The organism is Bauldia sp. (assembly GCF_965232525.1).
Lineage (GTDB): Bacteria > Pseudomonadota > Alphaproteobacteria > Rhizobiales > Kaistiaceae > Bauldia.
Genome location: NZ_OZ246980.1, coordinates 2526561 through 2547931 on the forward strand (window position 1 = coordinate 2526561; position 21371 = coordinate 2547931).

At 64.7% G+C, this 21371-nt stretch carries 22 protein-coding genes; 6 read left to right on the forward strand and 16 right to left on the reverse strand.

Going from position 1 to position 21371, the window contains the following annotated elements; all coding sequences use genetic code 11:
- Nucleotides 1-12 precede the first annotated feature (12 nt).
- Nucleotides 13-375, forward strand: a complete 363-nt coding sequence (locus ACO076_RS11965; RefSeq protein ID WP_421723060.1) for a cyclophilin-like fold protein — start codon at nucleotides 13-15, stop codon at nucleotides 373-375.
- 19 nt (nucleotides 376-394) lie between these two features.
- Here ACO076_RS11965 and ACO076_RS11970 read toward each other — a convergent pair whose 3' ends face one another.
- From ACO076_RS11970 to ACO076_RS11995, 6 genes are all read right to left on the reverse strand, one after another.
- On the reverse strand, nucleotides 395-1090 hold the full coding sequence (locus ACO076_RS11970) for a DUF899 family protein (protein ID WP_421723061.1): 696 nt from the start codon (nucleotides 1088-1090) through the stop codon (nucleotides 395-397).
- Between the two features lie 94 nt (nucleotides 1091-1184).
- Nucleotides 1185-3017 (reverse strand): ABC transporter ATP-binding protein, encoded by a 1833-nt coding sequence (locus ACO076_RS11975; RefSeq protein WP_421723062.1) that lies wholly within the window; start codon nucleotides 3015-3017, stop codon nucleotides 1185-1187.
- 201 nt (nucleotides 3018-3218) lie between these two features.
- Complete coding sequence (locus tag ACO076_RS11980) at nucleotides 3219-3974, reverse strand: peptidase (RefSeq protein ID WP_421723063.1); 756 nt, start codon at nucleotides 3972-3974, stop codon at nucleotides 3219-3221.
- 68 nt (nucleotides 3975-4042) lie between these two features.
- A complete protein-coding gene (locus ACO076_RS11985; RefSeq protein ID WP_421723064.1) occupies nucleotides 4043-4867 on the reverse strand; it encodes a transglutaminase family protein in 825 nt (274 codons plus the stop codon).
- 10 nt (nucleotides 4868-4877) lie between these two features.
- The gene (locus tag ACO076_RS11990; protein ID WP_421723065.1) at nucleotides 4878-5822 is read right to left on the reverse strand and encodes an alpha-E domain-containing protein; all 945 of its coding nucleotides are present in this window, start codon (nucleotides 5820-5822) and stop codon (nucleotides 4878-4880) included.
- A gap of 37 nt (nucleotides 5823-5859) precedes the next feature.
- Nucleotides 5860-7278, reverse strand: a complete 1419-nt coding sequence (locus tag ACO076_RS11995) for a circularly permuted type 2 ATP-grasp protein (RefSeq protein ID WP_421723066.1) — start codon at nucleotides 7276-7278, stop codon at nucleotides 5860-5862.
- Nucleotides 7279-7585: 307 nt separating this feature from the next.
- Here ACO076_RS11995 and ACO076_RS12000 point away from each other — a divergent pair, with 307 nt between their 5' ends.
- Nucleotides 7586-9592, forward strand: coding sequence for an aldo/keto reductase (locus tag ACO076_RS12000; RefSeq protein ID WP_421723067.1), 2007 nt, complete (start codon nucleotides 7586-7588; stop codon nucleotides 9590-9592).
- Nucleotides 9593-9596: 4 nt separating this feature from the next.
- On the opposite strand, the gene radC is transcribed toward ACO076_RS12000, so the two are convergent.
- From radC to sfsA, 3 genes are all read right to left on the reverse strand, one after another.
- Nucleotides 9597-10298 (reverse strand): RadC family protein, encoded by a 702-nt coding sequence (gene radC / locus ACO076_RS12005; protein ID WP_421723068.1) that lies wholly within the window; start codon nucleotides 10296-10298, stop codon nucleotides 9597-9599.
- Nucleotides 10299-10300: 2 nt separating this feature from the next.
- A complete protein-coding gene (gene map / locus ACO076_RS12010) occupies nucleotides 10301-11125 on the reverse strand; it encodes a type I methionyl aminopeptidase (protein ID WP_421723069.1) in 825 nt (274 codons plus the stop codon).
- Between the two features lie 85 nt (nucleotides 11126-11210).
- On the reverse strand, nucleotides 11211-11912 hold the full coding sequence (gene sfsA, locus ACO076_RS12015) for a DNA/RNA nuclease SfsA (RefSeq protein ID WP_421723070.1): 702 nt from the start codon (nucleotides 11910-11912) through the stop codon (nucleotides 11211-11213).
- 77 nt (nucleotides 11913-11989) lie between these two features.
- Between sfsA and ACO076_RS12020 the strand changes: the two genes are divergently transcribed.
- Genes ACO076_RS12020 through ACO076_RS12030 form a run of 3 tightly spaced genes read left to right on the forward strand, consistent with a single transcriptional unit; the run spans nucleotide 11990 to nucleotide 14182 of the window.
- Nucleotides 11990-12742 carry a competence/damage-inducible protein A gene (locus ACO076_RS12020; RefSeq protein ID WP_421723071.1) on the forward strand — a complete coding sequence of 251 codons (753 nt, stop codon included), beginning with the start codon at nucleotides 11990-11992 and terminating at the stop codon, nucleotides 12740-12742.
- Nucleotides 12743-12770: 28 nt separating this feature from the next.
- Entirely contained in the window at nucleotides 12771-13277 is a 507-nt protein-coding gene (gene gpt / locus ACO076_RS12025) for a xanthine phosphoribosyltransferase (RefSeq protein WP_421723072.1), read from the forward strand.
- Between the two features lie 53 nt (nucleotides 13278-13330).
- Nucleotides 13331-14182, forward strand: coding sequence for an SDR family NAD(P)-dependent oxidoreductase (locus tag ACO076_RS12030; protein WP_421723073.1), 852 nt, complete (start codon nucleotides 13331-13333; stop codon nucleotides 14180-14182).
- A gap of 20 nt (nucleotides 14183-14202) precedes the next feature.
- Here ACO076_RS12030 and ACO076_RS12035 read toward each other — a convergent pair whose 3' ends face one another.
- The 7 genes from ACO076_RS12035 to ACO076_RS12065 all read right to left on the reverse strand — a co-directional run bounded on the left by ACO076_RS12035 (nucleotide 14203) and on the right by ACO076_RS12065 (nucleotide 19914).
- A complete protein-coding gene (locus ACO076_RS12035; RefSeq protein WP_421723074.1) occupies nucleotides 14203-14391 on the reverse strand; it encodes a hypothetical protein in 189 nt (62 codons plus the stop codon).
- A gap of 138 nt (nucleotides 14392-14529) precedes the next feature.
- Complete coding sequence (locus ACO076_RS12040; protein WP_421723075.1) at nucleotides 14530-15480, reverse strand: homocysteine S-methyltransferase family protein; 951 nt, start codon at nucleotides 15478-15480, stop codon at nucleotides 14530-14532.
- 309 nt (nucleotides 15481-15789) lie between these two features.
- Nucleotides 15790-16413, reverse strand: coding sequence for a PadR family transcriptional regulator (locus ACO076_RS12045; RefSeq protein ID WP_421723076.1), 624 nt, complete (start codon nucleotides 16411-16413; stop codon nucleotides 15790-15792).
- Between the two features lie 560 nt (nucleotides 16414-16973).
- On the reverse strand, nucleotides 16974-17984 hold the full coding sequence (locus tag ACO076_RS12050) for a hydroxyacid dehydrogenase (protein WP_421723077.1): 1011 nt from the start codon (nucleotides 17982-17984) through the stop codon (nucleotides 16974-16976).
- Between the two features lie 17 nt (nucleotides 17985-18001).
- Nucleotides 18002-18739: an SDR family oxidoreductase gene (locus ACO076_RS12055; protein ID WP_421723078.1), complete on the reverse strand. Its 738-nt coding sequence runs from the start codon at nucleotides 18737-18739 to the stop codon at nucleotides 18002-18004.
- A gap of 24 nt (nucleotides 18740-18763) precedes the next feature.
- A complete protein-coding gene (locus ACO076_RS12060; protein ID WP_421723079.1) occupies nucleotides 18764-19615 on the reverse strand; it encodes a LacI family DNA-binding transcriptional regulator in 852 nt (283 codons plus the stop codon).
- A gap of 11 nt (nucleotides 19616-19626) precedes the next feature.
- The gene (locus ACO076_RS12065; RefSeq protein WP_421723080.1) at nucleotides 19627-19914 is read right to left on the reverse strand and encodes a LacI family DNA-binding transcriptional regulator; all 288 of its coding nucleotides are present in this window, start codon (nucleotides 19912-19914) and stop codon (nucleotides 19627-19629) included.
- 119 nt (nucleotides 19915-20033) lie between these two features.
- Between ACO076_RS12065 and ACO076_RS12070 the strand changes: the two genes are divergently transcribed.
- Nucleotides 20034-21323: an ABC transporter substrate-binding protein gene (locus ACO076_RS12070; protein WP_421723081.1), complete on the forward strand. Its 1290-nt coding sequence runs from the start codon at nucleotides 20034-20036 to the stop codon at nucleotides 21321-21323.
- The last annotated feature ends 48 nt before the right edge of the window (nucleotides 21324-21371 follow it).

Consider the following 21371-nt stretch of genomic DNA (forward strand, 5'->3'; position numbering starts at 1 on the left):
ACGATGCGGCGTATGGCGCTCGACTTTGGTGGCGTGAGCCTCACACTCGACCTGCGCGATACGCCGACCGCCGACGCGCTGTGGAACGCGCTGCCGTTCGACGGGTCGGTCCTGACCTGGGGCGAGGAGGTGTATTTCGGCGTCGCGGTGTCCGTGCCGCGCGAAGCGGACGCCCGGCCGGTGGACGAGGCCGGCGAGATCGCCTACTGGCCGGACGGCGAGGCGATCGCGATAGGCTACGGCCGTACCCCGATCAGCGAAGGCGACGAAATTCGCTTGGCGAGTCCCTGCAACATCTGGGCGACTACGGCCGACGACGTGCGTCTTCTGGCCCGGATCGAGCCAGGGACGACGGTTCACGCGCGTCGGGCATAGCCTTCACGTAGACCGCCGTTCAGGTGTCGTAGCTGCGCTGCGGCTCCCAGTCGTCGGGGCGGCCGCTGGGGGTGAAGTCGAGCAAACCCCACACCGGCCAGATGACGTCGACGTGGCGCGGATGTTGGCCCGGGTCCCACGGCGCGAACAGAAGTTCGGCATTGTAGAAATGGCGGACGGTGCCATCCTTGCGGGTGAAGACGTTAAGCGCCGGCATCTGGCCACCGCTCTCGGTCTCACCGCCATAGTCGCGGTTGAAGGCGTTGCTGGCTGACGACAGCAGCCGCAGATGCGACCAGCCGCGCTCCTTGGCATAGGCGGCGATCCGCTCGATCGGCGACTTGGCGACGACCACGAAGCTGATCGGCTGGTTAACGTGCTGCGACGCGCCGTTCAGGGAATCGAGGACGGCGGTGCAGCTCGGGCAGGCGTTCTCCATCGCCGGGCCGTACATGAAGCTGTAAACCGCCAGCGTGTCCTTATCGCCGAACAACGCCGATAGCGGCACCTGTCGAACGGAGCCGTCGCCGCCCAGTTCGTCGAAGACGTAGTCCTCGCGAACCGGCCCGCCCGGTGGCAGGTCGCGGCGCATGGCGGCGACCTTCTCGGTCTGGCGGCGGAGTTCGATCTCCGCTGCAAGCAGGGAATCGCGGGCAGCGCGATAGTCGGATGTTTCGTTCGGCAAACGGAATTGATGCAGGGACGATTCGCTCATCGGGACGATCTCCAGGGAAGCTGAGATTGCCGAGAGGATAGCGGCTCGTTTTTCATTTTACAATACGGTTAAATAAAGAAACCACCGCCGCTCATCAGGGATCGACACCGATATAGCCGCCGGACTGTCGCGCCCACAGCCGCGCATAAAGGCCGTCGCGGGCGAGCAGAGTCGCGTGGGTTCCCTCTTCGACGATGCGGCCGCCATCGAGGACGGCGATCCGATCCATCCGGGCGATGGTCGACAGGCGATGGGCGATGGCAATGACGGTTTTGCCTTCCATCACGCCATAGAGCGTGTCCTGGATCGCCGCCTCGATTTCGGAATCGAGCGCCGAGGTCGCCTCGTCGAGGATCAGGATCGGCGCATCCTTCAGGATGACCCGGGCAAGGGCGATCCGCTGGCGCTGGCCGCCGGAAAGCTGCACGCCGCGCTCGCCGACATGAGCGTCATAGCCGGTGCGTCCGGCGGAATCGCGCAGTGTGGTGATGAAGGTGTGCGCCTCCGCCTTGCGCGCGGCGGCTTCAATGTCATCTTGCGAAACGCCGGTGCGGCCGAAGGCGATGTTGTCGCGCACCGAACGGTGAAGCAGCGAGGCGTCCTGAGCCACCATGCCGATCTGGCGGCGCAGGCTGTCCTGGGTGGTCGTGGCGATGTCCTGGCCGTCGATGGCAATCGTCCCCGTTTCCAGATCGAAGAAGCGGAGGATCAGGTTGACCAGCGTCGATTTCCCTGCGCCGGAAGGTCCGACCAGGCCGACCCGTTCGCCGGCGGCGATGTCGAGGGAGACACGGTCGAGACCGCCGGCGCCCTTGCCGTAGTGGTGCCCGACGTCACAGACGGCAATCGCACCGCCAGTGATCACCAGCGGTCGGGCGTCGGGCGCGTCGATGATGTCGATCGGCTGCGCCACCGTCTTCAGCGCCTCGCTCAGACTGCCGAGCCATCCGAACAGAGACGACACGCCGTCCATCAGCCACTCGGCCATGGCGGTGATGCGGAAACTCAAAGCGACCGCGACGGCGATAAGGCCGAGCGGCGCGGCGCCGGCCCGCCACAGCATCAGGGCGGTGCCCACCAGCCCGAGGATCAACAGGCTGCCGAGAAGAACCATGCCGACATTGATGACGACCTCGATCCGCTGGAGGCCGATGAAGGTCGACCGGGTCGCGGTCAGCGCCGCTCGGCTTTCGCGATCCTCGTGGGTGCGGTCGGCGAAGAGCTTGATGGTGGCGATGTTGGCATAGGTGTCGACCAGCATGCCGGTCAGCGCCGACAGGGCACCCTGGAAGCGCTCCGACTGATGCTGAAACCGCGGCACGGCGTAGGCCATCAGTCCGAAGTAAAGGGCAAGCCAGGCAACAAGTGGCAGGACCAGCCGGGCATCGACCGAGGCCATCAGCCAGATCGAACCGACGATGTAGACCAGGACATAGGAGAGCCCGTGCAGAACGCTATAGACCGCGCCCGCGCCCGCGCTGCCATTTTCGCGGACGCGGGTGGCGATGCGGCCGGCGAGGTCCTTCTGGAACCAGCCGACCGACTGGCGCAGGACATGGCGATGGGCTCGCCAGCGGATCAGGGCGACCGCGTTGGGGCGGAAAGCGATGTCATCGAGGCTTTCGCGGAAGAACGGCACCGACGGCCGGAGGATCAGCACGATCGCGGCGACGAGGATGAGTTCAGTCCCGTGGTCGGTCCAAAGCTCTTCCGGCGACGTTGCCGCCAGCAGGTCGATCAGCCGGCCGGCATAACCGATCAGCCATACCTCGAGGGCCGCGCTGACAATGGTGAGCGCGACGCTCGCCCCGATCACCAACCGGAAGGGACGCAGATAACCGACCAGGAACCGCCAGACGCCCGGCGCGGGCGTGCGGTCCGCATAGGACTGGAACGGATCGACGAGATTCTCGAAGAAACGAAACATGACGCCCTCCATGGGGCTCGGAGACAGATCATTCGATGAGGTTCGGGCAGTCGGCCCGATACGGCGCCGCTGCTCAGCGTTGCTGGTGGCTGCCGCTTAAGTTCATCGAATGGGTCTCCGTCACGGTTCGTGGTCAGGTTTCTAGCCGCTCCCGTTGCGCCTGTCATCCCCTCCGTCGACCGGCGGGTGGGCAGAACCGGTTCAGTCGGATGGCTGCTGTTCGTAAGGCGGGCGCGGGATCGACTGATGGGCCGCGCGCAACGCCGACGACCAGCGCTCGCGGAGATCATGGAAGTAGGGCTCGTCCTCGGTGATTCGATAGGTGAGGTCGGTGCGGATGGCGTCGCGCCGGATCACCGCGAGGTCAATCGGCAGGCCAACCGAGAGATTCGAGCGGATGGTCGAATCCATCGAGATCAGGCCGAGCTTGAGCGCATCTTCCAGCGCCGTGCGATCGGTGATCGAGCGGTCGAGGATCGGCTTGCCGTATTTGTGCTCGCCGATCTGCAGGTAGGGGGTGTCGGTGGTCGCCTCGATAAAATTGCCGGCGGAGTAGATCATGAACAAGCGCAGCCGGCCGCCAGCGACCTGGCCGCCGAGCAACATGGTGACGTCGAACGCACCGGACTGGGCCTGCTCGGCCGAAAAACCGCCGACCTGGTGGACCTGTCGGATCGCCCGGCCGACGAGCTGAGCGGCCTTGAACATGCTGGGCGAGGTGGCGAGCCTTTCCGCTTCGCCGGATTCGGGATGGGGCAGCCCTTCGGTCAGCAGCGCCAGGGCCGACTGACTGACCGCGAGATTGCCGGCGGTCGCAAGCGCGAAGACGTGGTTGCCGGGCTCCTCGAACAGGTGGAGCTTCCGGAAGATGGAGATGTTGTCCACCCCGGCATTGGTACGCGTGTCGGCGATCATCACCAGGCCGTCGCGCACCAGAATTCCAACGCAATAGGTCATGGCCTCGTCCGATTCCCGTAAGGGGAGTCTGGCGGCAAGCGCGGTGTCTCGCAATCGTCAATCATGGATCAGCCGGCCATGCGGGCCGATTCGGCGACGCGCACCGTGACGCTCAAGGACTCGTCACTGCCACCGTAACGGGCGCCGCGGACAGGCGCCGCACCGAGATAATCGAGGCCGACGGCGACGCGGACATACGCATCGGTCGCGCAGATGCCGTTGGCGGGGTCGAAGGCGACCCAGCCGAGATCGTCGACCAGGGCCTCACCCCAGGCGTGACCGGCGTTCTGGTCGTCCCGCTCGTCGTGATGATAGAGGTAGCCGCTGACGTACCGGGCGGGGATTCCCAAATGGCGCGCAGCGGCCAGGAAGATATGGGTGAAGTCCTGACAAACCCCGTGACCGAGGTCGAACGCTTCGATCGCGCTGGTGCCGGTGTCGGTCAGGTCGACCTCGAAGCGCAACCGCTCGCGGATCGCCGCCATGATGGCGTGAAGGATGTCGATCTGGTTGGGGCCCGCATAGGCGGCGACGGTCTCGGCGAGGTCGCGAATGCGGGCGTTGGGTTTGGTCAGAGCGGTATCGCGGAGATAGACCTGCGCCGGCAGGCGCTCGACATGACCGCGAACGACGCCGTCGGTATCGCGGGTTTCGACTTCGCCGGTGGCGACGATGGACAGCCCGTCGAGGGGCCCGTCGACGGTGAAGGTGTGCAGCGTGTCACCGAACGGATCGAGAGTCGCTTCGAGCCGGCAATCCTGATCGACATCGATCCGCCAGCGGATCACGAACTGGCCGTCATGGCCGCGCGGCGTCAGCCGCAGGACCTGAATCGCCCGCGTGGCGGGGGTGGCATAGCGGTAGACCGTTTCGTGGTGGACACGTAGGCGCATTGGCGGCGGCTCAGGTCAGGTACTGCTCGGTGACGGTGTGGCCGAGGCGGGCGTTCTCGGCGATGAACTCGGTCAAAAACTCGTGCAGGCCCTTGTTCTGGAAAATCTCGGCAACCTCGGTGTTCTGCAGCCGCGTCCGCATCGACCGCACGGCCCGCTGCGCCGGACCCTGACGGCCGTAGCGCAGGGACAACTCGTCGAGCAGCATGGTCAGGTTCTCATAGCAGCTCGCGATCGAGCGCGGCATCTCGTCGTTGAGCACCAGGAGATCGGCGATCAGCCAGGGCTTCAGGCTGTCGTGATAGACCCAGCGGTACGCAGTGAGGGCGGACACCGATCGCAGGATCGACGACCACTGGAAGTAGTCGAGGCCACCGCCGACCTGCGCATCGCGCGGCAGCAGGACATGATACTTCACGTCGAGGATGCGCGCCGTGTTGTCGGCGCGTTCCAGATAAAGCCCGATCAGCAGGAACCAGTAGGCGTCGTGGCGGAGCATGGTCCGGTAGCCGGAGCCGTCGAAGCGCAGGCATGCTTCCTTTACGCTGCTGAGGAATCGGTTGAGGGTCGGGCGATCCATGCGAGCGTTGTTGTAGCGCTTCAGCTCGAGCCAGGCTTCATTGATCGCCTCCCACATCTCGGCGGTGATCGACGACCGCACGGCGCGCGCGTTGGCGCGGGCCGTGTCGAGGCAGTTCCTGATGCTCGACGGATTGTCGGTGTCGAAGGCGAGGAAGTCGATGACCGCTTGGCGGCCGATCGCGAGGTCGCGTTCGTTGAAGGCCTGAAGCGCGCCGGCTGCCGCGAGGGCCGGCTCCCATTCACTCGACTCGCCGGCAAGGGAATCCGGGACGGTGGCGAGCCGATCCGCGGCGTCGATGATCCGTGCGATGTTGTCGGCCCGCTCGACATAGCGGCCGAGCCAGAACAGGGTATCGGCCGTGCGGCTCAGCATGGACCAACCGGCCCCGTTGATCGGTTGTTGCGCGGCATCAATCGTCCAGCACCCAAGTATCCTTGGTGCCGCCGCCCTGGCTCGAGTTCACCACTAGCGATCCTTCCTTCAACGCGACCCGGGTGAGCCCCCCGGGGACGATGCGGATGCGATCGCTGCCGGTCAGAACGAAGGGCCGCAGGTCGACATGGCGTGGCGCGATGCCGGCGTCGACATAGGTCGGGCAGGTCGACAGCGAAAGAGTTGGCTGGGCGATGAAGTTGTCGGGGTCATCGCGGATTTTGGCGGCGAAGAGATCGTGGGTGGCCTTATCGACGTTCGGGCCGATCATCATCCCGTAGCCACCGGACCCGGCGACCTCCTTGACTACCAGGTCCTTGAGGTTGTCGAGGACGTATGACCGTGCCTCCGCCTCGCGGCAGCGCCAGGTCGGCACGTTGTTGAGGATCGGCTCGGCGTCGAGGTAGAAGCGGACGATATCCGGCATGTAGGAGTACACCGCCTTGTCGTCGGCGATGCCAGTGCCGACCGCGTTGGCGAGCGTGATGTTGCCCGAGCGGTAGGCGTTCATCAGGCCGGGGACGCCAAGCACCGAGTCCGGTCGAAACGTCAGCGGATCGAGGAAATCGTCGTCGAGGCGGCGATACAACACGTCCACGCGGCGCGGCCCTTCCGTCGTGCGCATAAACACGGCGTTGTGACGGACCAGCAGGTCGCGACCCTCGACGAGTTCGATGCCGAGCTTGTCGGCGAGGAAGGAGTGTTCGTAATAGGCGCTGTTCAGCGATCCCGGGGTCAGCAGCGCAACGGTGGGTTCGGGTGACGCGGAGCGCGGAGCGACCGAAACCAGAGTGGCGAGGAGTTCCTCGGGATAGGTCTCCACCGGATCGACACGGTGTTCGGCGAAGAGGTCGGGAAAGACCCGCATCATCACTTCGCGATTTTCCAGCATGTAGGAGACGCCGGAGGGGGTGCGGGCGTTGTCCTCCAGCACGTAGAATTCGTCAGGTCCGGTCCGCACCAGGTCGATGCCGGCGATCTGGACGTAGATGTCGTGCGGCAAGGACAGGCCGACCATCTCCGGCCGGTAGTAGGGGTTACGGTAGATCAGATCGGCAGGGACGACGCCGGCGCGGATCACTTCACCGCGGCCGTAGATGTCGGCCAGGAACATGTTGAGCGCCTTGACCCGCTGCTCGAGGCCGGTGGCGAGCCGCTGCCACTCCGATCGGGTGAGAATGCGCGGAACGATGTCGAAGGGGATGATGCGCTCTTCGGCTTGTTCGTCATCATAGACGGCGAAGGTGATGCCGATGCGGCGAAAGAGCAGTTCCGCTTCCGCGCGCCTCAGAGAGAGCGAATCGGGCGGTGTGGAGTCGAGCCAGCGCTGGATGGCTTCATAGCCGGGCCGGGCAGACCCGTCGGGCTGGTGCATTTCGTCGAAAATGACCGGCATGTTCCCCCGGTTGAGCGGCGACGAGCGCCCTTGCGTAGTTCGATATCCTAACCCGGTGCGGCACCGGATGCACAACCCCGATGCAAGCAAAAACAACGCCAACTATTTGGCGCCACGAGGATTTGTGCTGCGCCCGTTTTGAGATTATGGATGAGGCCACACCGTTCGCCTGTTTTCCTGTCCCGCGATGCCGTGTTTGGCGGCAGATCGGGTCCCCAAAAGCGTATGAGCGAGCCGGCCGCCGTTCCCGGTGGATCGGCCGGCTGCGCCGAATAATGAGAGAATGTGAGGAAGCCGAGGTTATCGCATGAACGATATAACCACAGTCGCCTGGGGGATCATCGGCCCGGGCTCGATCGCCCGCCAGTTCGCCGACAATCTGCCGGGTTCGCAGACCGGCCGACTGGCCGCGATCGCTACCCGCAATCCCAACCGACCGGGCCTGGCCGACGCCTTTCCCGGGGCGCGAATCCTCGACGGCTACGAGGCGATGATCGCCGATCCTGAGGTCGAAGCGATCTACATCGCGACACCGCACGTGTCGCACGCCGAGTGGGCGATCCGCGCCGCCGAAGCAGGCAAGCATGTGCTTTGCGAGAAACCGATCGCCGTATCGGCGGCGGAAGCCGAGGCGATGATCGTCGCCGCGCGCAAGGCGGGAACCTTCCTGGCGGAAGCGTTCATGAACCGAGTCCATCCGCTCACCGAGCGGATCGTCGAGCTGCTCCGCGCTGGCGTGCTTGGCGAAATTCGAATGATCAAGGTGAGCTTCGGTTTTCGGATCGGCAATCCGGATCCGACCCATCGGCTGCTTGCCCATGACGCGGCCGGCGGTGCCGTGCTCGATGTCGGTTGCTACGTCGTCTCGCTGGCGCGACTGGTGGCTGGTGCGGCATCCGGCGCGCCGTTCGCCGATCCGGTCGAGGTTCGCGGCGTCGGGCATCTCGGCGCGACCGCCGTCGACGAATGGGCAGCGGCGGTTCTGTGCTTCCCCGGCGATATCGTTGCCGAGGTTGCCGGCAGCATCACCGTTGCGCAGGACAATCAGCTCCGGGTGTTCGGCACGGAGGGATGGATGTCGGTCGACGAACCCTGGCTCGGCACCGGCCGCAAAGGCGGCAACAAGGACATTTTGATCAACAAACCCAACGGCAATGTCGAGCGCATCGTCGTCGACGAGCCACGCGCGCTCTACACGTTCGAGATCGATGCCGTCGGCCGTGCGATCCGTGAGGGGCGGACCGAGCTCGATCCACCGGGGGTCACCTGGGCGGATACGCTGGGCAACATGAAGACGCTCGATCGCTGGCGCAAAGAGATCGGGCTCACCTACGACTTCGAGAAACCGGGTCAGCGCCAGACCAAGGTCGACGGCCGGTCGCTCGGCCAACCGCAGTCGCCGATGCCGCGGCGTTCGCTGAAAGGGCTCGACCGGCCGGCGTCGGTCATTGCCCTCGGCGGGGCCAATTTCTCCTCGTTCGCCCAGGCGGCCATCATCTGCGACGCGTTCTACGAGCGTGGTGGCAACGTCCTCGACAGCGCCTGGATTTACGGCGGTGGCTTGTGCGACGAACTGCTCGGCGCCTGGATGGCGTCGCGCGGCGTTCGCGACGATGTCGTCCTGATCGGCAAGGGCGCGCACGCACCGCTCACCTATCCGGACATCATCGCCAAGCAGCTCGATCAGTCGCTGCAACGCCTGCAGACCGACACGATCGACGTCTATTTCATGCACCGCGACAACCTCGACATCCCGGTCGGCGAGTTCGTCGATGCGATGGACGCCGAAGTGAAGGCCGGCCGTATTCGCATCTATGGCGGCTCGAACTGGAGTCGCGAGCGGATGGACGAGGCGACCACGTATGCCGAGCAGAACGGCCGACAGGCGCCTGGCGCTCTCTCTAACAACTTCTCGCTCGCCGAGATGATCAAGCCGGTCTGGCCAGGCGTCGTCTCCTCGTCGGACGACGCGTGGAAGGCGTGGCTACGTGCCCGGCAGATCCCGGATTTCGCCTGGTCGAGCCAGGCGCGGGGCTTCTTCACCGACCGCGCGGCGCCGGACAAGACGGATGACGCGGAACTCGCCGAGAGCTGGTACAGCGACAAGAACTTCGGGCGGCGGGAACGCGCGATCGCGCTCGGCGAGCGGCTGGGCAAGAGCCCCTTGCATGTAGCGCTCGCCTATTGCCTGGCGCAGGACTTTCCGGTCATCCCGCTGATCGGACCGCTGGCGCTTGGGGAGCTAGAGGATTCGCTCGAAGCGCTGGACATCAAACTCACGCCTGAAGACGTGCGCTGGCTGGAGGAGGGATAGGCCGTCAGATCAGCTTGAGGCCACGGAAGCTGGCGTGGCCGTCCCTGCCGACGATGATGTGGTCGTGCACGGCGATCCCCAGCGGCCGGGCAATGTCGACCAGGGATTTGGTCATGGCGACATCGGCCCGCGACGGGGTCGGGTCGCCGGAAGGGTGGTTGTGCACCAGGATGATCGCCGTCGAGGATAACTCCAGTGCTCGTTTGACCACTTCGCGGGGATAGACCGGCGTATGGTCGACGGTGCCGCTTTGCTGCACTTCATCGGCGATCAGCGTGTTCTTCTTGTCGAGAAACAGAACGCGGAACTGCTCAATCGACTCGTAGGCCATGGCCGCGCGGCAATAGTCGATGACCGCCGACCATGAATCGAGAAGCGGCCGGTCCTTGACCGGGTCCTTGAGGAAACGCTGAGCGGCGGCGTAGGTGACCTTCAGGTGGTGGGCGGCTTTCTCGCCGACGCCCTTCACCTCCATCAGCCGCGGAACCGGGGCGGCCAGCACTTCGGCGAAGCTGCCGAAGCGCTGAAGCAGCGCCTTGGCGATCGGCTTGGTGTCGACCCGCGGGATCGCCTGGAACAGAATCAATTCCAGGAGCTCGTAATCGGGCAGCCGACTGCCGCCGATCTCATCGAAACGGGCCCGCAGCCGCTCGCGGTGGTCGTGATAGTGGGGTACGGCCCCGCCTTTCTCGCGAAAGCCGGCCATGCTTACGAACGACGGGGCGGATGCAGGCCTTTCGGCGAGAGCGTGAAGATCTCGCAGCCGTCTTCGGTGACGCCCACCGAGTGCTCGAACTGCGCCGACAGGGACCGGTCGCGGGTCACCGCAGTCCAGCCGTCCGACAAGATCTTCACCTGCGGGCGGCCGAGATTGATCATCGGCTCGACGGTGAAGATCATGCCCGGCTTGAAGGCGACGCCCTCGCCGGGGCTGCCATAGTGCAGGATGTTGGGCACGTCGTGGAACAAGAGCCCGAGGCCATGGCCGCAGAAATCGCGAACGACACTGCATCGTTCGGACTCTGCGTATTCCTGGATCGCATAGCCTAGATCGCCGGTGGTGTTGCCAGGACGGATTGCCTCGATGCCCCGCATCATCGCTTCGTAGGTCACATCGACCAGCCGTTCGGCCGCGCGCTTGACGTTGCCCACCTTGTACATCCGGCTGGAATCGCCATGCCAGCCATCGACGATGAGGGTGACATCGATGTTGACGATGTCGCCGTCGCGCAGCGGCTTCTCGCCGGGGATGCCGTGACAGACGACGTGATTGATCGAGGTGCAGCTCGACTTGGTGTAGCCCTTGTAACCGAGTGTCGCGGGGATCGCGTCGTTTTTCAGCGCGAAGTCGTAGACAACATCGTCGATGGCCTGGGTCGGGAGACCCGGCTCGATCATGCCGTCGACCAGGTCGAGGCATTCGGCCACCAACGCGCCAGCCTTGCGCATGCCGGCGAACGCTTCCGGTCCATGAAGCTTGATCTTGCCGTCGTTTTTCACCGGCGCGAGGTCAGCCTCGACGTAACTCACCATCGTTCAATCCGTCACTATCGAAATGATAAATCTTCATCCGACGATATGACCGCTTTGGCGGCCGGATACAAGGCTCGCCGACACACTACTCGGCGACCGTCAGTGGCTCGGACACCGAGATGTCCTGCTCGGTGATCGTACAGCGGTAGGCCAGCATTTCGACGCCGGCCTCACGCGCCCGGTCAAACGCCTCCCCATAACGCCGATCGATGTCCCGGGCGAGGGCGAAGCGGTCCGCATCGGTCCGCTGAACGAGATAAAACATGACCGCGCGTCCGCCGCCGGCCACGACGTCGACAAGCTCGTCAAGGTGCTTAGCGCCTCTGGCGGTCACTGAGTCTGGGAATTCGGCCAGGCCGGAATGGCGGAGCAAGTGGACGTTCTTCACTTCGACGTAAGTGTCGGGTCGCTCGTCACCGCCAAGCAAGATGTCGATCCGGGAGTTGCGGCCGTAGCGGACCTCGCGCGCCATGCTCGCATAACCGGCGAGTTCGGGGACGGTGCCGGCACGGATCGCTTCTTCGGCGATACGGTTGGGGTGGGCGGTGTTGATGCCGACCAGGCCACCGTCGGCTTCGACCAGCTCCCAGGACAAGGGCAGTTTTCGCTTGGGGTTGTTGGATCGTGACAGCAGCACCCGCATGCCCGGCTCGGCCAGACCGGTCATTGAACCGGGATTGGCGCAGTGGACCGTGACCATCTCGCCATCGGCAAGGGTAACGTCGGCGAGAAAGCGCTTGTAGCGGCGAACGAGCCGCCCTTCGATCAACGGGGAGGGGAGACGCATGACGCCGCTCTAGCCCGCGGTTGCCCCGGCGGCAAGGGCGGTGGTAGAGCACGGCTCCCGGCAGCAGGGAGTCGTCCGTGACCGAACTATCCGAACCGACCGTCGTCACCGCGGCGCTGCTCGTCATCGGCGATGAGATCCTGTCGGGCCGGACCAAGGACAAGAACATCGGCTACATCGCCGAGTACCTCACCGGGATCGGCATCGACCTGCGCGAGGTCCGCGTCGTACCGGACGTCGAGGACGACATCGTCGCGGCACTCGACGCGCTGCGCCATCGTTTCGATCACGTGTTCACCACCGGCGGGATCGGGCCCACCCACGACGACATCACCGCCGACTCGGTCGCCAAGGCATTTGGCGTGCCGATTGACGTCGACCAGCGCGCGGTCGACCTGCTGCTCGAACGGATTCCGAAGGACCAGTTGAACGAGGCGCGCTTGCGCATGGCGCGGATTCCGGACGGTGCCGATCTGATCGAAAACAAGGTGTCGAAAGCGCCGGGCTTCACCCTCGGCAACGTTCACGTCATGGCCGGGGTTCCGTCGATCATGCAGGCAATGCTCGATGCTGTTGCCGAAACCCTGCCGACCGGCGCCAGGATGCAGTCGCGGTCGCTCGCCGCCGGCCTCAAGGAAGGCGATGTGGCGGGGCCGCTCGGCGAATTGCAGGCGGCTTTTCCGGACGTGTCGATGGGCAGTTACCCGCACTTCGAGGAAGGCGTCGGATTCACGACGACGATCGTGCTGCGCGCCCGGGATGCCGCGCTGCTCGACGAAGCCGAGGCTGCGGCCGAGGCGATGCTGGAAGGGCTGCGGGGCCGGGCATGAGGCAGTCGGCCAAACGAGGGGGCAAGCGATGAGCGATCCACGCAGCAAAGCGTTTCCGGTTTCGTGGGACCAGTTTCATCGCGACGCGCGGGCGCTGGCGTGGCGCCTCTCGGACAAGGGCTCGTGGCAGGCGATCGTGTGCGTCACCCGTGGCGGGCTGGTGCCGGCGGCCATCGTCGCCCGCGAACTCGGCATCCGGCTGATCGAGACGGTCTGCGTCGCCTCCTATCACGAGTACAAGGATCAGGGGGACCTGGACGTATTGAAGCCGGTCGGACAGACCTTCGTCGATCTCGCCGAAGGCGAGGGCGAGGCGGTTCTGGTCATCGACGATCTGGTCGACACCGGCAAGACTGCCAAGCTGGTCCGCGGCATGGTGCCCAAGTGCCATTATGCTACGGTCTACGCCAAGCCGGCTGGCCGGCCGATGGTCGACACCTTTATCACCGAGGTCAGCCAGGACACCTGGATCTATTTCCCCTGGGACATGGGCTATTCGTTCCAGCCGCCGATCGCGCAGGAGGACGGGCGGTAGCCTACTTGATCGATCGCATTCGTCGTTTCCCCACCGAGTAAGGACCAACACCCATGGCATTTCATCCCGCAATTCAGGCTGGCCGCGCCGCGGTCATCACCGGTGGCGCGTCCGGCATCGGCCTCTCCGCCGCCAAGCGTTTCGCCACCCTCGGCATGAAGGTGATGATCGCCGACCTAGTGGAGTCGGCGCTGGCCTCGGCGGCCGACGCGATTGTCGAAGCCGTGTCGAACGACGAGGTCGAGGTCGTCACCGTGCAATGCGATGTCGCCCAGCGCGATCAGGTCGAGGCTTTGAAAGAGCGGGCCTATGACTCCTTTGGTGACGTCGCCGTCTTGATGAACAACGCCGGCACCGGTGGTGGCGGCGGGCCGTTCGACGGCTACGAAGACTGGCAGCGGGTCATCAACACCAACCTGTGGGGCGTGATCAACGGCGTTCAAGCCTTCGGTCCGGCGATGATCGATCAGGGCAATGACGCGATGATCGTCAACACCGGCTCGAAACAGGGGATCACCTGCCCGCCGGGCGACACCGCCTACAACGTCTCCAAGGCTGGCGTGAAGGTGCTGACCGAGGGGCTTCAGCACACGCTCCGCAATACGGTCGGATGCAAGGTCACGTCCCATCTGCTGGTACCCGGCTGGACGTTTACCGGATTGACCGCGGCGAGCGGCGCGGAGAAGCCGGACGGTGCGTGGTGGCCGGATCAGGTGGTCGACCTTATGATCGAGGCGACGGCGCGCGGCGACTTCTACATCATCTGTCCGGACAATGATGTGGACTCCGCCACCGACGCCAAGCGGATCGCGTGGGGCGCCGGCGACATCACCGAGAACCGGCCACCGCTGTCGCGCTGGCACCCGGACTATGCCGACGCCTTCTCAAGGTTCCTGGCTGACTAGGCGGAACGCGGCGCGACCGCTCAGCTGTGGCGCGGAACGGCACGCGAACGCAGGCGCGGGAACCGCGTCGTTCGTCCGCCGACGGCGTCGGGCAGGCGAAGGCGCGGGATGCGCCGTTCGATCGAACGATCGGTGCTGGCTTTCGGAGCAACCAACAGGTCGTAGACGCTGTGGCGGCGATCATCGCCCGCGACCGAGAGAATCTGCATTGTTGCGAACACTGAACGAAGGTGATCATTGGTCATCGGTAACTCCACAAGACGGAACGCCGATTTTGTGGAACTGACAGTGCCCGACCGGGCTTGAACCGCCGCTGAGCCAGTCGTTCAGCGGCGGTTCAGCATGGGTCAGGCGACAGCCATGCAAGCCAGGCAGATTTCCTTCACGTGGCGATGGTCGGTGCCGCAGCAGCCGCCCATTACGATGAGTTGCGGATGCTTATCGCGCAACGCCGCATGCCTTGCGCCCAGGTCCACCGGATCGCCATCATCGAGGTCCGACGCCTCGTCAAGCTCGGCGTGGCTGAGGGTCGACGCGTTGGTTCTGAGGCCCTGAATGCGCTGGAGCCAGGGCTCGTTGCTGTCGAACAGAAAATCGAAGTGGGTCGGGTGGGCGCAGTTGATCATGTAATAGGTCGGCGCCGCGCAGGTCGCGAGATCGACGGTCGCGATGGCGTCCTTGAGGGTCTCACCGGTCGGCAGCCGTCCGTCGGTTTCGACCGTGAAGGAGATCACCACCGGTATGTCTATGCTTGCCGCGGCTCGCGCGATTCCGATCGCTTCCGGCGATTCGTTCATCGTGATCGCGGTGACCATGTCGGCGCCAGCGCGGCGGAAAGCGTCGATCTGCGGGCGGTGATAGGTCTCCGCCTCGTCGGCGCTCATCGTGTTGGCCGGCACATAGCCATCGCCACGCGGGCCGATACAGCCGCTGATCACCATCGGTGTCTTCGCCGTCTCGAAGTCGCGGCGGAGCTCCATCATCAAAGCCACCGCGTCGTGGTTCATATCGGTGACCCTGCGCGCGTCGTAGCCGAGCTTGCTGCCCCAGTCAGAGCTCGCCCGCCACGTCGGAGTCTCGAGGATGTATCCGAGCCCGGCATCCCTGGCGATTTCCACATAGCGCCGATAGTAGGTGCGCAGCTGGTCGCGACCGGTCGCGTTCTTGAGGAGGTCGAACGCCGCGAAATGGGGCAGATCGATCTTGTCGTGGAAGATGAGGCAAGTCTCCAGCCCACCGTCGGTGAGGAAGATCTCTTCGCGGTTCACCTGGGGGAGGAGGGTGCGGTACTTGGCCATGGTAATGGGCTCCTGAAAAGAATGAAGAACGGCACCCGTAAAGCCGGGCACAGGTCGCTCATGTCGATATGAAGTATCCGCCGTAACCGGCGACGAAAGCAGCGTTTCAGCCGAGAAACGCAGTCCGGAAAACAATGGGCCAACTTGCTTCCGGTACGGCACTTAGCCGGTTCGCGACTCCCATGCTGTGACGCCGGTCACAGGGGCGCGTCGGCTGAGGTTAGCCGGTTTGGTGACCAGAAATTCATTTGAAACAACAGGCGACCGGCGCGGCGATGAAACCCGCGGCCGGTCGCCTGATCGTGGGCTTCAGTGGTCGTCAGTCTTGCGGATGGCTGCCGCGGCATCGCGAAGGATTTGCGCCACCCGCTTTTGCTCGTCGTCGGAGGCTTCGAGCGTATCGGCGATGGCCGCCTTCAGTGCGCGGCGGGCTTCATTCACCTCGGGAAGAACGCCAGCGATGTCCGATTGGGCGCCATCCTCCTGTCGGTAGTACCAAGCGCTCGCCTTTGCCATCTTGGCGCCGTACGCCTCCATTGCCGAAAGGATGGTGTCGGCGATGTCGCGGTTCTCATCGAGGTGGGTTCGCCCGGCCTCGGTGATGGCGTAGACCTTTTTGTTCCCCTCTGTTGTCGTCGTCGCGTAGCCGGCCTCCTCGAGGAAGGTCAATGTCGGATAGACGACGCCGGGGCTGGGGCTGTAGGCGCCCCGCGACCGGCTCTCCAGCGACTTGATCACATCGTAGCCGTGCCGCGGTTCCTCTTCGAGGAGGGCGAGGACGATGAGGCGCAGATCGCCATCGGCGATCATCTTGCCGCCACGGAAAGGGCCTCTGCCGCCCCCCCGAAACCGGCCACCGAAGGGGCCCCCCTGGCCGTGGCCGCGATAACCCCGCCGTCCGGCCCCATACCAATAGCCGTGACACTTGTGCATTCGAAGCTCCGTTCGTTATATCGTGAGACATAACGTGGGCGACGTTTATCGCGCTGTCAAGATATATCGTACGATATGGCGTGTCGTGGACAGCCGACCCGTCTTCATGGCGGCACGAAACGCCCGCGAAGCTTGGCCCGGAGCGGGCGCGCGGCTATACAGCCCCGGTCACGCGGGCGTGGCGAAACCGGTAGACGCAACGGACTTGAAAGAGGATTGAGTGCTCCTGCGGGAAACCCGGGATGCAGAACTGCTCAAATTCGGGGAACCCTGTCAGATGGCGATCCCGAGCCAAGCCCATGGGGACGGTCCCGCGGGAAGGTGTAGAGACTAGACGGGCAGCACCTAAGCGCTTGAGGCGTAGGGTGAAGGGATAGTCCAGACCACGAACCCGTCGGTCGGCTCAGACCGGGTGAGCGGGGCGGCGAAAGCCGTAGCTGGTACGAAAATCCGTTGGGCGTAAGCCCGTGGGGGTTCGAGTCCCCCCGCCCGCACCATCTATGTTCGGACAGCGCTGTTAGCCAAACCGATGGGCATGGCGTGGCTGGAGGTGTCTGCCATCAGGCCATCAGCGCGAGTTTTTCCTTGGTGACTTCGTGCTGGAGCGGCGCGCCGGTCACGAACCGGTGCACTTCCTCGACTGCGGTGCGGCCCTGGCGCAGATAGCTGCCGGCGCTGTGCCCGGACGCGTGCGGCGCCAGTCGCACATTGGGAAGGTCACGGAGCGGACTGTCGTCGGGCAGAGGTTCGGTTTCGAACACATCGATCGCCGCCGTGAAGCGGCCGGTGCGAAGATGATCGAGCAGCACCGCCTCGTCGATGATCGCGGCGCGGGCGGTATTGATGAGCAGCGCGCCGTCACGAAGCTGGGCCAGATGCTCGCCGGTAATCATGTGGCGCGTTTCCGGGATCACCGGCGCGTGAAGCGAGACGATGTCGCACGCGGCGAAGAGTTCTTCGAGGCTCGCGCGCGTCACGCCGAGGGCCTCGGCGCCCTCGTCGGTCAGATAGGGATCGTAGACCAGGACGCGCGGCTTGAAGGCACGCAGGAGATCGATCACCAGCCGCCCGACATAGCCGGCGCCGACGAGGCCGACGGTCTGGTCGCAAAGCATCTGGCCCAATTGCTTGTCGCGGAGCTGGAACCAAGGCTCGCGCGCTCGCATGCCGGCGTCGAACTCGACGATATGGCGCAGATGCATGAGCATCTGGGCGACGGTGAATTCGGCAACCGGTTGGGCAATCATCGCCGCCGAATGACTGACGCGCAGACGCCCGGCGGCGACCGCATCGGCGACGTCCAGGAAGCGCACCGATCCGGCCGCGTGGGCAACAAAGCGCAGCGCCGACGCCTCTTCGAGAGCCGCAGCCGGCAGTGGCGGGCTCTTCCATCCGGTGATCGCAGCAACCGCGCCGTCGAGGAGCTCCGGTAATCCGTCGCCGGTAAGCTCGCGATCCTCGAACATCGCCACGTCGGCAAAGCTTGCCAGGCGGTCGGCGTCGGCGGGGGCGAGCACCCGGGCGCGGGTGGCGCTCGGCATCAGCATCGCTACTTTGGGTCGGTCGGTCATCCGTGTTCCTTGGGTCGTCAGCGGCGTGCGGGTTGCAGGAGGACCTCCACGACATGCGCCCGCGGCGGCAAGCCCATGACATAGAGACAGGTGCGTGCCACGTCCTCGGGCTGGAGCGCGTTGGCTCGCGTTTCGGCCGGGATCGGCACTGGCCGTTTGTCAAGCAAGGGTGTGTCGGTCATGCCCGGCAGGATGGTGGTCATGCGGATGCCGTTGGCCCACTCCTCTTCCATCACTGCGTGGCTCATGGCGCGCACCGCCGCCTTGCTGGCCTGGTAGGCGGCGCCTGAGAGGTCGGGCCGGACGGCGGCGGTCGAGGCGACGTGAATGACGAGCCCACCGCCGCGCGCCCGCATCGGCGGCAGGATGGCCCGCGTCAAGTTGAATGCGGCGTTGAGATTGACATCAAGCATCGAGAGCCAATCGTCCCGTGACAGCTCGACGAAAGCGCGACGCATGACGTTCATGCCGACCGAATTGACGAGGATGTCGGTCTTGAGGACATCGTCATGGGCACCCAGCACCCGATCGAGCGCGTCAGGATCGGTCGCGTCGATCTGGATCCCGGCGACGTCGGCCGCGCCGGCGGCGCGGCATTCGCGAGCGGTTTCGTCCAGCCGGCGGCGGTCGCGCCCGAGAACGATCAGCCGTCCGCCAGCACTTGCCGCCATCAGCGCTGTCGCACGCCCCATGCCGCTGGTCGCGCCGGCGATCAGGATCGTCTTGCCCGACAGGTCTGCGATTGCCGTCGTCATGGCCGAGAGTCTCCGTTGTCGATCTCAGTCGGATCTGGGCGGGGCGGTCGAGGCCCGCACCACCAGTTCGGGTGTGATGCCGGTATGGGGCTCCGGTGTCTCCATATCATCGCGCGTATCGCCCTCCAGGCTGTGGATCAGCGCGCGAACGATGATGTCCGCCATCCGCTCCACCGGCTGGCGGATGGTCGTGAGCGCGGGCTGCATGATGTCCGAGAAAACGATGTCGTCGAAACCGACGATCGACAGGTCTTCGGGCACGCTGGCGCCGATGTCCCGCGCGCCGGCATAAGCGCCGAGCGCATACATGTCGTTGGCGGTGAAGATCGCGGTCGGCGGATCGGCAGTCGCCAGAAGTTCGCGTACCGCAATCCGGCCGAGCTCCGCGCCTTCGGCGTCGCCGAAAGCGGATTGGGTCGCACCCTGCCATATGTGATGAGGCGCGAGTTCAAGGCCGGCCTTTTCCAGTGCCTGGCGCAGGCCGTCGAGACGGCCGATCCGGCTGGTCGTTCGGATCGGCCCTGAGACAAATCCGATCCGCTTGTGGCCAAGCCCGATCAGGTGACGGCCGGCGAACTGCCCGCCCATTTCTTGGTTGACGCTCACCGAGCAGGCGACCACGCCGGTGGCGCCTCGGCTCCGTCGATCGAAGGCGGCGACCCGCAGTCCGCGGTCGACCAGATGCCGGAGGTGATTGAAGGAAACCGGCGAGGAACCGAAAATCACGCCGCGAACCGACGAACTCAGCATCGACTCCGCGTAGTGGGTCTCGACCTCGGCATCGCGTTCGGCGTTGCACACCAAGACCCCGTAGCCACGGGCTAGCGCTGCCCGTTCGACCCGGTGCGAGACCATGCCCCAGAACGGATTGGCCACCGACGGAACGATCAGTCCGATCGTATGGCTGCGTCCGGACTTGAGCTGCCGCGCGGCAGATTGGGCGTGTAGTTCAGCTCCTCGATAACCCGCAAAACCCGATCGCGGGTCTTTGCACTCACCCGCCGGTTATGCCCGTTGATGACGTTGGAAACTGTTCCGGCCGAAACGCCCGCTGCAGTCGCGACGTCCTTGATGCCGACCTCTTTGGCCACCGTGTTCTTTTGCCGATTTTTGGTTTTACGTTTTATCTTGCTTACCACATCTACCAAGACAATTTCCACTATAAAAACGGGCATTTGTGCTAGACACCATACGTCGCGCTTGCGAACCTTTTAAAAGAAGGTATAACGATCTATCAACGAAGCCGTGAGTTGCAAGCAATGGCACGCGACCGCGCGAAAATGGAGGAGGAAGCATGATCAAGAGCCCGATTTCACGAAGGAGCGTTCTGCGCGGCGGGACGGCACTGGCCGCGAGCGCTGCCTTCATGCGCCTGCCCGCATTCGCGCAGGCAGAAAGCATTCGTGCCGGTGGTTATGTTGAAAGCCAGGATCAACTCCGCCAAACGCTGGCGGTCTGGGAAGCCTATGAAGCGGCCAATCCCGGGGTCGAGATCACCGCTGAGCTGAGCAATTTCAGAGCCTTTACCGATCGGCTGGCGGTTGAAGCGGCCGGCGGCAACGCGCCCGACTTCTTCAGCGTCAATGTCGATCTTCTGGCCGAATATGCCGCCCGCGGCGTCATCCGCCCGCTCGACGAATTCGTTCCAGATCCGCTGAATCTGTCCGACTATCTGGGCAGCGCGCTCGCCGCCGCCACCCGCGACGGTCAGCTGTTCGGCATCCCCAACGACGCCATCGCGCCGACCTGCATCATGAACACCGCATCCTTCGAGGAAGCCGGCGTTCCGATCCCGCCGGCGATGTGGACCTGGGAGGACATGACCGATGTCGCCGTTGCCATCACCGATGCGCTGGGCCCGCGGTTCTGGGGCATGGAGGATAATGGCGGCAACGTGATCCCGAGTGACGTCTTTCTGCGCGGCATGGGCAAGTCCCTGTTCACCCCTGAGCGCACCCTGAACTTCACGGCCGAAGATCTGTCGCAATGGTTCGCCTATTGGGCGGACGCACGAGAGCGCGGCGGCATCCCGCCAGGGGAAGTCCAGGCGCTGTTGTCCAACGAGCCCAGCCAATCGGGCCTGGTGACCGGCCGGGTGGCGTCGACGCTGACGCTGACCGACTCCTATGTCGGCCTTCAGACGCTGATGACGGACCGGCTTGAGCTTCACCTTATGCCCAATGGGCACAGAGGTGACGACGAGCTCAAACAGCATCACTACGCCTATGCCGGCAACTCGACCGCGGTCTGGGCCGATGGCGAACATCAGGAGCGGGTCATCGACATCATCCGGTTCATGCACTTCGATCCGGAAGGCGCAGCCATTTTCTACCGCAACAGCGGTATGGTGCCCGCTTCCAAGGCTGGGCGCGAAGCGTTGGCGAGAGAGGGGACGGACGCTGACAAGGCTATCGTCGCCTACCTGGATGTCCTGGCCGAAAATCCCGCTCCGCCGCGCCTGCCCGGTGTCCCGGGCATGGGCGGTATGCTGACCCGGGCCAATGAGGGCGTCGCCTTCGGCCAACTGACGCCGCTGCAGGCGGCCCAGCAGTTCATGGACGAAGTGAACGCCCAGCTGCAGTAGTACCGGCACGCCGATATCCGGCCTGGCGCCATCGTTCTTCGTCGCCAG